Genomic DNA, 14,518 nt, shown 5'->3' on the forward strand with positions numbered 1-14,518 from the left:
CAAATTTTGAAGTTCATCGCCGGGATTTCATAGCGCGAAAATCTTCTAGAATTTTCTAATTCTATACCAATTTTATTCAGTTACACGCTCAAGGCGATCAAAATTGAATCGAAAATTAACATTGTTCTGGATGTCTGCACAGTCGCCATCTCCATAGTCTTTCTACTTTTCTGTCAATTTCCAGACTCCATCCCAGCTTTCATCGGGAGGTGTTGTTGTTTCGTAGAGAATACAACGGTCTACATGAAGTTTAGCGGCCTTATTTTTCGGATCGATTTTCAAAACCTCTAGGAATTCTCGTTTAGCATTTCTAAAGGCTTCTTTGGCATGAGCTGTAAATTCCTTTTTCGCGATATCAATCAGTTTTCTTAACTGAGGCAGTGACATTTCTTGAGCTTCATCTTCTAGCATCTGTTGAGTTTTCCAATCGACGCTGAATTGTTTAAGTTTAGCCGTTAATAATTTTCTCGCATCGCGAGGGGTAATGGCCTTGACTTTTTCTGTGACTTTTAGGCTGGCTTCTTCTATGGGCATTTGCTTGAACAGGGTGAGTTCTAGGCGGTTGACTGTATTTTCGCCGAGAATGCTGGTGAGTGCTTGCAGTGATAAGTCGAAAATCATATCGGCGAGCAGTTTTTTCTCATCGTAGGAGAGCTTTTTAATTTGAGCTTCGGGTAATTCTTCTAACTGCCCTAACAACTCGACAATCTTTTGTTCAGTGAGTTTTTCTCGAGCGGGTTTGAGATAATATTCTCGTCCTTTGTGATAGTGGTCGATGATTTGTTGTTGTGCTTCGGAGAGGGGACGAGCGAGTTTTCCTTCCCGAATTCCGACTAACTCATAAATTTTGACGGGTTGACTTTTTCCTTTAACGGTAATGTAGTCAAGTTCGCGAACAATTAAGCGTTCGGCGTAGGGATGATAAGCATTGTCACTAATAATAATATCAGTGCCATATTGTTTACTGGTTCCTTCTAGACGAGAAGCCAAATTAACGCCATCTCCGATAGAGGTTAATTCCATGCGTTTGCTGGAACCAATGTTACCACTGATCACTTCATCGGAGTGTAGACCCATGCCTATACTAATCGGCATTAACCCATTAGCAACCCGTAGTTCATTAAATTTGGCTAAACGGTAGCGCATTTCAACTGCCGCTTGCATGGCCATCCAGGGATGATCTTCTAGAGGAGCGGGGGAACCGAATACAGCCATTAACGCATCGCCGATGTATTTATCGAGGGTACCTTTGTAGCTGAGTACGGTGTCTACCATCTCTTCAAAATATTCGTTGAGCATCGTCACCACTTCTTCGGCTTGTAGCTTTTCGGTGAGGGTGGTGTAGCTTCTAATATCACTAAAGAGAACCGTGACGTGTTTGCGTTTACCGCCTAAGCCGATATCTCCACTGGCGAGTAATTGTTCGGCGACTTCTGGGGTCATGTAGCGGTAAATGAGATTTTTGACTTCTTTTTCGCCGCTAATATCTTCCATGACAACGAGAACCCCACTCACTTTGTCGGGATCATTAATATCAGACATGGAGTTGATCGACAGGTTGATGCTTTGAGGAGCTTCAGCCGCACCGGATAATAGGGTTTGATCGGGGTAGTATTGTTGTCTATCTTTGGCGTCTTTGGGGTGAAGAGCGTTTTCAAACCATTTGGTAAAATCCCCTTCTTTGAGGTGAATCAGATCAGGGACATAACGACCTTGGGTAACATCAACTGCACTTAAGCCGAGTAAGACTTGAGCGCATTCGTTGGTGGCGATAATTTTGCCATTTTTGTCGGTGGAAATAACTCCGTTGCTCAAACTGCGAAGAATATCGCGCTGCATTTGTTCTTGCTGACGGACGGTTTCAAACAGTTTGGCATTTTGTAGGGCAATTCCGGCTTGGATGTTAAAAGCCCGCATAAAATCCAAATCATTGCGGTTGAAGCTACTTTTCCACTGTTCGGGGGGTTCGGGCCAATTGTCAGGGTCATAGGGGGGATATTCGCCTTGTTTTTTCTTGTTGATCAGTTGGGTGACGCCGATTAATTCGTCATCAGAATTGAATACAGGGGTACACATGAGGCTACAAGTGCGATATCCGGTTTTTTGGTCTGTTTCTTTGGATTTGACGGAACGGGGATCATCGTAGACATCAAAGGGGATCAGCAGGGGTTCTCCGCTTTGGGCGACCATTCCAGCAAATCCGGCGGTGGCGGGAATGCGAATTTCGCTGAGTGTGCCTTCGATGGGAATTTTGGTCCAGAGTTCGCCCTTTTCAGCATCGAGGAGCCAGAGGGTACTGCGGTCGGCGTTCATCAGTTCTTTCGCCTGATCCATGACGTTTTTGAGGGTTTCTTCGAGATCCAGACTACATTTACTGAGGGAGTTGACCGCATTCATTAAGGCGGTGGCGGCGCGTTGTTTTTGAGTGGCGGCGTAGAAGGATTTGGAAGATTGAAGAATCAGGCGAATGGAGGGGGCAAATTCCTTGAACAGTTGCTCGTCTTCGTCGGTAAAGCCGATGGTATCGATTTTGTCCTCGAGGGGAACTTCCGGATCGCTTTCGAGTTTGAGTTTGTTGAGGAGTTGAACAACGGCGACTAATTCTTTTTCTTGGTCGAGGAGGGGCATCGCCACCATGCTGTAGGTACGATAGCCATTTTTGCGGTCAAATTCCTTGGCGGCATTGGAGCGGGGATCGTCGTAAAAATCGTAAGGAATATTAACGACTTCTTTGAGGGTGGCGGCTTCTCCAGCAATTCCGGCACTGCGAGGAATGCGGAGTTCTAGGGGTTTGCCATCTTTTCCTTTGGCAACAATAGACCAAAGTTCTTGTTTGTCATCATCGAGTAACCAGATGGTTGTCCGATCCGCGCTGAGGAGTTCTCCGGTTTTCAGGGTGATCGAACAGAGCATTTCATTGAGGATAGCCTCAAAGCCTTGGGAGTCCAGTAAGTTATCGAGGATCGAAAGGGTTTGATTGACGGTTTTGAGCTTTTCTTCAACGTCTTTGACGACTCCAACAAAGGTGTCTTTGGTCAGAGGAGCTAAAAAGGTGGAAAAGCTGCCGTTATTGTTTGACGGAACAATGGCGCTTCCACTTCCATTCGTTGTAGATTGACCGGAAGGTTTGGGGTCTGGAGTTGTAGATGATGTGACTTCCCGATGAGAATGATAACTTTTTGGGCTATCCGATTCAACAATGACATCAATGGTAGTCGAGACTGTTTGCTCTTTGGGATTGCCTGGAGATGCAGATTTCATAGACCTTTACCAAAAAGACCTTAAGTTTAAAATTATCTTTAAAATGCAGTGAACAGCAGGACTTGGAGAATCAGTCGATCTTTGTGAGTTCTGCTGACTGGCGATATTCCTCAGTTTACGTTGTCGGTAGGTCTGTTGTTAAATTGAAGAAGCTTTAAGCAATTTTGGCATTTAGACCCAGCTCAAAGATGTGTTTATTTCTACCAACTGTTGATTTTAGTTCCAAGAGAATGATTGAATCAGCCTTGAGCGGTGGGAATCGAATTTAGACAACAGACTGAAAAAACTGAGTGTTCAGAGTGTGAAGCCCAGAATACAAGTTAGTTAATAGTATAAAGGGAAAGGTTGACATCGGGAAGGAAATCTTGACCCTCTTTTGAATAGTGACCCGTCACTGGTGACTGAAAAACTGTCCCCTGTTCCCTGTCCCTTATTCCCTGTATAGTCTTTTGAGTATGGAAATCGGGAAACTGATATAATTGAGTAGCTTATTCCTGAGTGCTTCTGACGATCCCATAGGGCCATCGTGAACAACACTCTGGCTTTTGGTGATCACTGCCACCTGGCAGGATCAGCAAGTCTAGGCAATCAAAGCCTTTAGGTTCAAGGGGCTAGCTTGTCTAGCGCAGCAGGATGTCTTTGAAATGCAATTGACAATATACCCTCAGACCCCTTGCGGTTAACGCCGAACGTGTGTCAAGTTAGATTAATCTCCAACTGTAGCGAGTTCCATGCAGACTGAAGCTTTCAGTGAGCTTTTTCCCTTATTTAAAGGGGCAAATCCAGAGACATTAGAATGGCTCCTGTCCGTTGCGGTCAAACACGATTATCCGGACAATCGTGCGGTCGTAATGGAGGATGCCTGGGGAAACGCGGTTTATTTTATCGTCTCCGGATGGGTGAAAGTCCGACGATTGTCGGGGGATAATGTGGTGACATTAGCAATTTTAGGCCGGGGTGACTTTTTTGGAGAAATGGCAATTTTAGATGAATCGCCTCGCTCTAACGATGTGATCGCCCTCTCTCCAGTTCGGTTGATCAGCGTTTCTGCTCAACGATTTATTCAAACCTTGTTCAAAGATCCACAGTTGCACCATCGGATGTTGCAGTTGATGGTACGCCGTCTCCGTCAAACCAATCAACGTTATCAGATCCGTCATCGTCCTCCGGCTGTGAAGTTAGCAAATACTTTAGTGGAACTGGCTGAAAATTATGGTCAACTGACTGAAAAACGGGCGGATATCTTTAATATTCCTTACCAAGATTTAGCAGATGTGACGGATATTAGCTTGCAAGAAACTTGCAAAATTATGGAAAAATTGAACAGTAAAGGTTGGATAGAAATTGATGAAGAAAATCAGACGATGCACTTGATTAACCTCAAACACTTAAATCATCTCGCCAGTCAGTAGTTAGTTTAAACGTGAGACTATTGGAATTTCAAACTGAACTGAAGTCGAGAAATCCATAGGATTTTTAAGCCGTTTTTGAACTGAATTGTCCATCCAGAACTCAAAGTTAAATGACAGAAGCAACTCAATCTCGTCCCCGCCTCCAATCTGAACAAATGCCTACCCTGCAATATTGGGTGGCTATGTCTCAACCCCAATCTCATCTGTTTGAAGTCAGGTTGAGTATCCGGGTAGATCAGGAGTTGAGGAACTTAGCGAAATCTGGGGTTCTTGATTTAAAAATGCCTGTATGGACACCCGGTTCTTATTTGGTTCGAGAATATAGCCGACACCTGCAAGATTTTCAAGTCTATGATCAGCTTGGAGAACGTCGAACTTGGCAAAAAGTTAGTAAAAATCATTGGCAAGTTGATGTTAATAACGTTCGTGAACTGTTGATTGAATATCGCATTTTTGCCAACGAATTATCAGTTCGCACGAATCACTTAGATAAAACGCATGGCTATTTTAATGGTGCGGCTCTTTTTCTGTATATTCCCGGTTGGGAAAACCATTCGATTTGGGTGACAATTGTGCCGCCAGAAAATTGGGAAGTCACAACTATTTTACCCCCAGTTTTAGATCAAGTCAATACCTTTCAAGCGGCTGATTTTGACACACTGGTTGATAGTCCGTTTGAAATTGGCAATCATCAAATTTATGAGTTTAAAGCTTGTGAAAAATCCCATAAACTCGCTATTTGGGGCGAGGGAAATGGAAAAATTGATCGCTTAATTGCTGATTTTCAAAAAATTATCGCAGAAGAGGCTGAACTGTTTGGCGGTTTACCCTATGATCACTATTTGTTTTTATTGCATTTATCGAGTCAAGGTTTTGGCGGCTTAGAACACAAAGATTGTTGTTCGTTGAATTACCCTCGGTTTGGCTTACGCGACACGGAGAAATATAATCGCTTTATTCAGTTAGTGGCTCACGAATTTTTCCACCTGTGGAACGTGAAGCGAATTCGTCCGAAAGCTTTGGAAGTGTTTGATTATGAGCAGGAAAATTATACGGAGTCTCTGTGGTTTTGTGAAGGAACAACCAGTTATTATGATATTGTGATTCCTTGGCGAGCGGGAATTTTTGATGTACAAACCTTTTTTAAGGAACTCTCAAAAGATATTTCTCGCTTACAAATAACACCTGGACGTCAAGTTCAACCCTTGAGTGAATCAAGTTGGGATGCTTGGATTAAACTCTATCGCCGCGATTCTAATAGCGATAATTGTCAGATTTCTTATTATTTAAAAGGGCAAGTCGTCTCATTTTTGCTGGATTTATTGATTCGTGAACGTCATCGCAACCGTCGTTCTTTAGATGATGTGATGCGGCGGATGTGGGAGGAGTTTGGACGCTTAGAAATTGGCTATACTCCCGAACAACTTAAACAGGTGATTGAATCTGTCGCTGAAACGGATTTAACGGACTTTTTTGAGCGATATATTTACGGAACCGAAGAATTACCGTTTAATAAATTTTTAGAACCGTTTGGCTTGCGACTCAAAGCAGAAAAACCGGATAGCACTCCTTTTCTGGGTTTACAAGTGGCTTCCGATAGTGGACGAGAAGTGATCAAATTTGTGGAAGTGGGAAGTCCTGCACAGTTGGCTGGAATTGACACCGAAGATGAATTATTAGCCTTAAATGGGTTCCGGGTGAATGCTCAACAATTAAGCGATCGCCTGAAAGACTATAATCCAGGGGATAGGGTGGAATTAACGATTTTTCATCAAGATCAATTGCAAACTTGTTCTGTGATATTAGCAGAGCCTCGTCCAACGAGTTACAAAATTGCTTCGGTTAAAGATCCCTCTCCGCAAAATCAAAGAAACTTTTCAGGATGGTTAGGATGTCCTTACCACAAGTTGTGAGATGATGTGATATATCGAAGCAAAGCATGGAAATTAAATTTGCTTTTGTGGAGATTATTTGTTCTGTAAAAATCATACAATTATCGCTATGTCAATGCAAGCACCCCCTCCACCCCCCATTACCCCTCGTCAGATGAATTTGCTGCGAGTTGTGACTGCTATGGCTTGGGCTGATGGACATCTGGCTCAAGAAGAAGTGGCTTTGATGCTTGATGAATTCAGTCGTTTGTTTGCGGTAGGAACTGAACAAGAGAAACTTCAACAAGAATTAACAGAATATTTGATGCAAAATATTCCGTTAGAGGAATTAATTCCGAAGTTGAAAACTCAAGAAGAACGGGAATTAGTGTTGCGGTTAGGTTATGAAGTAATTGGAGCGAGCGCTCGGACTCCTGATGAACCGAATATTAATGAGGATGAAGCTGCTGCTTATCAAAAGCTGGTAAAATTGCTCGATTTACCGGAAGATGTCGTCAAGACTATCGAAGCGGAAGTCGAAGCTAAACCGACAAATGATCCGAATGTAGTTGCGAGGATAACGAAGGAGTTGGGAGCGTTTGTTAAGGGTGAGGAACAAGGTTAGGTTAATCTCACTTTGTGAAAGTTCGCCAGGAATGAAAGAAAAAATATCACTCTTTTTCAGGAATTGACATGAAAACTGGCGAACTTTGCTTTAATTTCAGGAAACCTGTAACCAAAAACTGGATGTAACAATTTTACCATCGCGGTTGAATTGTCCCCAAACTTTATAAGTTCCGGGTTGGGGAAATTTTGTCATAAAATGAACTTCATTCGATGGCGTATTTTGCAGTGCGTGAGCATGAATATAATCTGCTTTTGTTAAGGGAGCAGATTGTTTAAAGATGACTAAATGACCTCGTTCACCTAAGTAGGGCTTTAAATCATTAATGGGTTGATTGGTTTTAGTATCTTTTAGGTTAAACTTCAAGGTAACATCTTCACCTGATTTTATCACAGCTTGGGAAGGCGTTAGGCTAACTTCTGTATTTTCTAACGTTTGAATCATATTTTGATCAATTTTAATGGATGAAGAAAGCTGAATTCCAGGAACTTGAGCATTTAAAACGGAAACTTGTTCATTTTCTCCAAGGGGTTTGTAGTCACTGACTAAGCTATAATTTCCGGCTTTAGGAAAGGTGATTTTAGCTTCAAATACACCTTCACCTTGATATTCAGGATGAAGATGATCAAAGACTTCTAAATCATCACTGACAACAATCAGGTGCATTAGTTTTTCTTGAAAAGTCTCAAATTCTGTGATGGGTTTTCCAGTTTTATCTTGAATTGCTATCAAGAAAGTTTGAGGCTGATTAACAATAATTTCAGCAGGTTTTGTCAATTGAGCTTTCGTGACACTCAATGAATCTGAATGCGGTGTCGAATGTTGCTGGTGATGTTGATGATTTGTAGAATCGGAATGTTGAGTAGAATGAGCAGGTTGAGTGTTGTTATTGTCAGAATAATTTTGATGACTTTGATGAGTTTGTTCAGCTTGAGCAGAAGCATTTTTTGAAGGGAAGTTGAGTGAACAACTTTGGAGCAAGCTAAACAGTGATGGAATCGCAAGAGCAGTAATCAAAAAACGATTCATAATGTTAAACACTCTGACTAAACTTTACTGTACTGATAATATTTAAAGTAACATGGCTTTATGAAATCAGAATGAAATTGAGATCATCAGATTACCAGACTTTAGGAAATCCTCAGAGCGTTTTTCCCGAGTCGGAGATTTTTATAACCTCTCCCCCAACCCCTCTCCTACAAAGTGAGGGGAGGAAAATTCTGAATATTATATCAGGATAATATTTGAGGAAAGGGTAGGGTGAGGTTATTAGAGTTCATCGTGTGAAGTTAAACCTTCCATTCACTTTTTCACCGTTTATATCACTTAAGATAGCAACTTTATATTCTCCTTGTTGTTCTCCAGGAAAAAACACTGCATAATGTTTTCCAGCTTCATCATATTCTAAATCTAAGACTTCCTGTTCACCATTCGGGAATTGAACTTGAGCCATGACTTTTGCACCGGGAACCGCTTCATGAGTATCACCACTTTGTAAGTAGAAATCAAGGTGAGTTCCACCGGATTCAGGTAGAGCAACAAACTCTAAATGATAAGCGCCTGCTTCTACAACTTGACCCCCTTTTTGGGGTGCTGAATGGTCTTTTGCTACAGTTTCAGTTGGGGCTGTTTCTACGGAAGTAGGTGCTAAAGTTTCAGTCGTGTTTTGAGTGGTTTGACTGGGGGTACAAGCAGCTAAAAAAATTAATCCAATGCTACTGCTAATAACAAGCTTTGAGAGAAAACGTTTCATTTTTTAAACTCCTAGAATGGTTTTGCAAGCTAGAAATAATTCAAGATTTACCAACTTATTTTAGCTTTTTTTTGAGAATAAAACATTAAAAAATAATATTTTATTTGATGAATACGGAAGTTTCCTCCGTGTTTGAGAAGTCTTGAATCTGGACTGTATTTGTTTTTGATTTCGGGATTAAGTATCGTCCAAATTGAGAATATAAAGCGGGAACAACTAATAGAGTGAGTAGAGTTGAACTAAATAATCCCCCCAATACAACGACAGCTAACGGTTGCAAAATTTCCTTTCCGGTTCCCGTTCCAAAGGCGAGAGGAACCATCCCTAAAGCTGAGGTAAAAGCGGTCATTAAAATTGCTACTAAACGTTCAGTTGAACCGTCAAAAATGACTTGTTTGATAGATATTCCTTCGGCGATTTTTTGATTGTAGTTATCAACCAATAATAAACCATTCCGAGTAGCGACACCAAACAACGTAATAAAGCCAACCATCGACGCCACAGAAAGAACTCCTCCTCCCAATGCAACAGAAAATATTCCTCCTGTTATGGCTAAAGGTAAATTGAGCATAATCATTACCATTGCGGAAAAAGATTTAACAGCAAAATACATTAAAACAGCAATAACAATTAACGCTAAACTTCCAAAAACTAGGAGGTTTTGACTGGCTCGTTCTTCGGATTCAAATTGACCGCCATATTGAATAAAGTAACCCGTTGGAGGATGAACATCTTGATTAATTTTTTCTTTAATTTCATCGACAACGCTGCCTAAATCTCGACCAGAAACATTCGCAGACACGATAATTAAACGAGAAACATTTTCTCGGTTGATGGTATTGGGGCCTGTTCCATAGTTAATATTTGCAACTTGCGCCAGAGGAATTTTAGAACCTGTTGGGGTATCAACCCATAAATTACGAATGGTGTCTAAATTATTGCGAGATTCTTCTTTTAACCAGACAATTAAATCAAATAATTGTTGATTTTCTAACACTTGTGAAACCACACGACCATTGAGAGCAGTTTCGACAATTTCTGATAAGTTTCCAATGGTTAAACCATATCGAGCGGCTGCGGAACGGTCAAACTTTATTTGGACTTGTTTAATCGGAACTTGCGGTTCTAGCTGTAAATCAACAATTCCAGAAACCTCACTCATTACATCTCGAACCTGAGCGCCTAAATTCCGAAGTTCTTGCAAATCTGAGCCAAATATTTTCACGGCGATGGCACTTCTAACGCCTGATAAAACCTCATCCATCCGATGAGAAATAAATCCGCCAATACTGGGCGCAACTCCAGGTAATTTTGCAAATTCTTCTCGCAGTATTTCTATACTTTCTTCCCGATTTTTTAGTCCTAAATCACTGAGTTCTACATCTAAATGTCCTAACGTTACGCCTCCGGCATCTGCATCTCCGGGCGCTCGTCCTGAACGCAGTTGAATTAAGTCAAAATGAGGGTCATCTATTAGTGCATCTTGAATGGCGATACCCGCTCGATTTGTCATTTCTAAAGAAACACCGGGATAGAGTACCATTGCATTCACTAAAGAGCGTTCTTGAAACTCTGGTAAAAACACTCGTCCGAGTGCAGGAAATAGAGCTAAAGACGCAACAAAAGCAGCAATTGCTGTGCAAATAATCACTTTAGGAAAATTGATGGAAAATTTTAATAACGGTTGATAAAGTTTTTGAGAAAATCGAGAAATCCAAGTATCATCTTCGGGGAGTTGTTGGGAAGCCAGCAAGAACGCACACAAAGCAGGAGAAAGGGTTAACGCAACAAAAGTAGAAGCAAAAATAGAAATTAAATAAGCGACTCCCATCGGTGCAAAAATTCTGCCTTCTACGCCTGTTAAAGTAAAAATAGGCGCAAATACAACCCCAATAATAACGGTTGAAAATATTACACTAACTCGAACTTCAACTGACGTATCATAAACGACTTGAAAGGGATGTTTAGGGTTTGCTAATTGTTGATTTTTTCGCAACCCTCGATAACAGTTCTCCATATCAACAATGGAGTCATCGACGACGGAACCAATGGCAACGGCTAACCCGCCTAATGTCATGGTATTAATCCCCTGACCCAATAAATTCATAATCATTAATCCGATTAATAAAGACAGGGGAATTGCGCTTAAAGTAATGATAGCCGTTCGCCAGTTCATTAAAAATAAGAGCAAAATAATTGAAACAATAATAATCCCATCTCGCAGGGAATCTCTAACATTTTCTATCGACGCATCAATGAAGTCTGATTGACGAAAAGTAACCGTTACTCTCACGTCAGAGGGTAAGCTGGCTTGTACTTCTTCCATTGCCAATTCTACCGCTTTTGTAACGCTTGGAGTGTCTGCTAAAGGCTGTTTATTCACCATGACAACAACTGCTCTTTCTCCGTTTAAACTACCATCTCCCCGCTTCAAAGCTTCGCCTATTTTGACATCAGCAACATCCCGCAATAAAACAGGTGTACCCTGACGAGCCGTTATCACAGATTGTTCTAAATCTTGAATCGATTCTATTCGTCCAATTCCCCGAATTATTAACTCTTTATCGGGACTAATTAAAAAGCCTCCGGCTGCGTTGGTATTGGCGGCTTCTGCTGCGGTTGTCACGTCTTCTAAAGAAACGTCAAAGGCTTGTAGTTTTGCCGGATTAACTAATACTTGATATTCCCGAACATCTCCCCCGTAAGCAATCACTTGAGTCACACCAGGAACGGCTAATAAACGGTTTGTAATGTCTCTATCGACTAACCGTCGCACATCCATTAAGGTTGTTTTTCCACCGGGTTCGACGGTAAAAGCATATTGAATAATCGTACCAATGGGTGAAGAAATGGGAGAAATTTGAGGCGTTTCTGCACTGTCAGGTAATTTTTCTGCGGCTTGTTGTAAACGTTCAGTAATCAGTTGTCGAGCGAGATAAATATCGGTTCCCCAATTAAAAGTCACTTTTACCACTGAAAGTCCCACCGCAGAAGCGGAACGAACTGTTTCTAAACCGGGTGTTCCATTGACTGCACTTTCTATTGGTAAAGTTACCAAAGATTCGACTTCTTCCGGCGCTAATCCGGGTGCTTCGGTTTGTATTTCTACTTGCGGGGGTGCAAAGTTGGGAAACACATCTAAAGGCATATTAGAAACGGTATGAATGCCCCAAATGGTAACAATAATTGCACCAATAACGACTAACCAACGTTGAGTTATTGACCATTTTAAAATATTATCTAGCATAAGTCAAGTATCAGAAATATCATCATTATTTAATCTAAATTAACCAGAGAATCAATAACTTCTCCTGAAACTTCTGTCTGTTTTTCTGATGAGTTTTGACTGCGCCGCCCCAACCAAAATGCCGTTGAAGCAATTAACCCAAACGCCGGAAACACTAACCATCCCGGTACCGTTTGAGGCATTTCTATTCCCATGAGTTGGGGTTTAACTGGGGTGCTGCTATTAGTTTCATCCTCCTGTTTTTCTGCGGTTTTAGTTCCTCCCCGCAATGATTGGGCATAGAGCTGAATTGATCCTTCGGTAACGATTTTATCGCCTTCAAATAAACCCTGGGTAATCTCAACTTGGTTGGCAAATTGCTGTCCGACTGTTACTTCTACGGGTGTAAAATCTTGACCATTTTGTACATAAACCAAGGCTTTTCCGTTGGCTTCTACAATCGCATTTTCAGGAATCGAGATTACAGAATTTGCTGTTTTTTCTGTCATTAATTCCAACTCAGCAAACATTCCAGGTTTGAGCAAATTGTCTTTATTTTCGAGTTCTGCGCGGACTGAAATCACCCGTGTTTCTCCCTCAACAAACGGCGAAATTTGAGCCACACGTCCCTGAAAAACTTGATCGGGTAAACTGGCTACTTTCAGCCTGACGTTCTGCCCTAAACGCACTTGAGCGATATCTTTTTCATAAAGATTTGCAGTTGCCCAAACCTGACTATTATCTTGAATTTTCATTAACGGTAAACCTGCATCATCAACCGATTGACCTAACGTTATTTCACGGTGACTAACAACTCCCGAAATAGGAGCAGTAATGATGACTTTTCCTTCAGTATTTCCGCCTGTTCCTAACTGTTGAAGTCTAGTTTCATAGGTCGTCTGGCTCAAATTCAGATTAGATTTTGCGGCTTCAAGTTCGGCTGCGGCGCGTTTAAGTTCGGCTTCAGCTTCCAAAACTTCTCGTTTTTGGTTCGCTCGAATTAATTGCGCTTCCGCTTCGGCGAGTAACGTTTCTGACTCCCGCAAGTCACGCACAGGTAAGTCTATTTCTGCTTGTTTAACTTCGGTATCTGCACTCAAAACATCCCGACGACTTTGAGCGCGAGCGAGATCAGTTTTTGCGTTGGCTAACCGTTCTTTTGACTCTAAAAAATCACGTCGGGGTAAAGCACCCGCATTCGTTAATTCTTCATCTCGTTGATAGTTTTCTAAGGCGACTTCTAAAGTAGTTTCTGCTTGTTCAATTTCGGCTTTAGCGATTTCAATTTGACGCTGATAATTTTCTCGCGTGACTCCAACAACTGCACCTCTTTCAACAATGGCTTGATCTCGTTCGTAGCGCAGTTGAGCCGCTTTTAATTGCTCATTTGCTTGTTCAATTTCGGCTGCGGCGATATTTTGTTGACGTTGATAATTTTGTTGGGCGAGTTCTAAATTAGCTTCAGCTTGTTTGAGGTGGGCTTCGGCTTCGCCTTGATTTTGTAGGGCTTCAACTCGCAATGAAACTAACTCTGGACTGGATAATACAGCAACGACTTGTCCTTGAGAAACGGTATCTCCTGGTTCAACTAATAATTCAATCACTTTTCCCGCCAAAGGTGAAGTCACTTCAACAGTTTTTCGGGGTAAAGTTTCAATTTTTCCTGTGGTTTTTATCCCGATATTCATAAAGTCTCGTGTTACAGGTTCGATGCGAATTCCTAAACGTTGAAGGGTTTGAGCGTCTACTGTAATTCCACTGGGCGTAGTCGCTTCAGACTCACTATGAAATTCATCTCCATGTCCAGCGTGTGCGAAAACAGGTGTCGGACTTATTAAGAAAAGTAGACTGAGAAGCACTCCAGAAGATTTCAAAAATGATAGGAGATAAAAGGGCTGGTTCATAATATCTGTCTAGCTCATAAGGGTAAAATATTAACAGTAAAATCTGCTTTGGCAATGCTGACACTGGCAGAATTTAAAAATATAGCTTGAGTATTGCACAGAAAAATGAAATGAGGATGAAATTTAGATTTTCTGTACAAATATATATTTCCCGTCAATAAATTATATAAACCCTTTGTAGGGGCGGGTTCGGAACAAATGTATGTTTCCCATCAATAACTTATATAAACCCGCCCCTTTCTTCGCCGTTCCCTTTTTTCGATTTTATATATAGCGGTGTGCGCTCGTATGAGGTACAAACCAGAAACCGGGTTTCTGCTAGAAACCCGGTTTCTACCCAATTTTTTCGGGGCGGGTTTATTGAGGTTTTTTGTAAGTCACATACATGTGCGCTCGTATGAGGTACAAACCAGAAACCGGGTTTCTGCTAGAAACCCGGTTTCTACCCAATTTTTTCGGGGCGGGT

Annotated in this window: 8 protein-coding genes; 3 read left to right on the top strand and 5 right to left on the bottom strand. The window is 41.5% G+C overall.

What is annotated here, in order from left to right:
- Window positions 1-162 precede the first annotated feature (162 nt).
- Window positions 163-3,261 carry a GAF domain-containing protein gene (locus VB836_RS08140; RefSeq protein ID WP_323218858.1) on the bottom strand — a complete coding sequence of 1,033 codons (3,099 nt, stop codon included), beginning with the start codon at window positions 3,259-3,261 and terminating at the stop codon, window positions 163-165.
- Window positions 3,262-3,992: 731 nt separating this feature from the next.
- On the opposite strand from VB836_RS08140, the gene VB836_RS08145 reads away from it, so the two are divergent.
- The 3 genes from VB836_RS08145 to VB836_RS08155 all read left to right on the top strand — a co-directional run bounded on the left by VB836_RS08145 (window position 3,993) and on the right by VB836_RS08155 (window position 7,169).
- A complete protein-coding gene (locus VB836_RS08145; protein WP_046281753.1) occupies window positions 3,993-4,673 on the top strand; it encodes a Crp/Fnr family transcriptional regulator in 681 nt (226 codons plus the stop codon).
- A gap of 110 nt (window positions 4,674-4,783) precedes the next feature.
- Complete coding sequence (locus VB836_RS08150; RefSeq protein WP_323218859.1) at window positions 4,784-6,586, top strand: M61 family metallopeptidase; 1,803 nt, start codon at window positions 4,784-4,786, stop codon at window positions 6,584-6,586.
- 94 nt (window positions 6,587-6,680) lie between these two features.
- The gene (locus VB836_RS08155) at window positions 6,681-7,169 is read left to right on the top strand and encodes a tellurite resistance TerB family protein (RefSeq protein ID WP_046281751.1); all 489 of its coding nucleotides are present in this window, start codon (window positions 6,681-6,683) and stop codon (window positions 7,167-7,169) included.
- A 96-nt stretch (window positions 7,170-7,265) separates the two neighbouring features.
- On the opposite strand, the gene VB836_RS08160 is transcribed toward VB836_RS08155, so the two are convergent.
- From VB836_RS08160 to VB836_RS08175, 4 genes are all read right to left on the bottom strand, one after another.
- A complete protein-coding gene (locus VB836_RS08160) occupies window positions 7,266-8,198 on the bottom strand; it encodes a hypothetical protein (protein ID WP_323218860.1) in 933 nt (310 codons plus the stop codon).
- A 247-nt stretch (window positions 8,199-8,445) separates the two neighbouring features.
- Window positions 8,446-8,922, bottom strand: coding sequence for a hypothetical protein (locus VB836_RS08165; RefSeq protein ID WP_046281749.1), 477 nt, complete (start codon window positions 8,920-8,922; stop codon window positions 8,446-8,448).
- 100 nt (window positions 8,923-9,022) lie between these two features.
- The gene (locus tag VB836_RS08170; RefSeq protein WP_323218861.1) at window positions 9,023-12,169 is read right to left on the bottom strand and encodes an efflux RND transporter permease subunit; all 3,147 of its coding nucleotides are present in this window, start codon (window positions 12,167-12,169) and stop codon (window positions 9,023-9,025) included.
- A gap of 29 nt (window positions 12,170-12,198) precedes the next feature.
- Window positions 12,199-14,052, bottom strand: coding sequence for an efflux RND transporter periplasmic adaptor subunit (locus tag VB836_RS08175; RefSeq protein ID WP_323218862.1), 1,854 nt, complete (start codon window positions 14,050-14,052; stop codon window positions 12,199-12,201).
- Window positions 14,053-14,518: the final 466 nt, after the last annotated feature.

This window comes from Limnoraphis robusta BA-68 BA1 (assembly GCF_034932365.1).
GTDB classification, from domain to species: domain Bacteria; phylum Cyanobacteriota; class Cyanobacteriia; order Cyanobacteriales; family Microcoleaceae; genus Capilliphycus; species Capilliphycus robustus.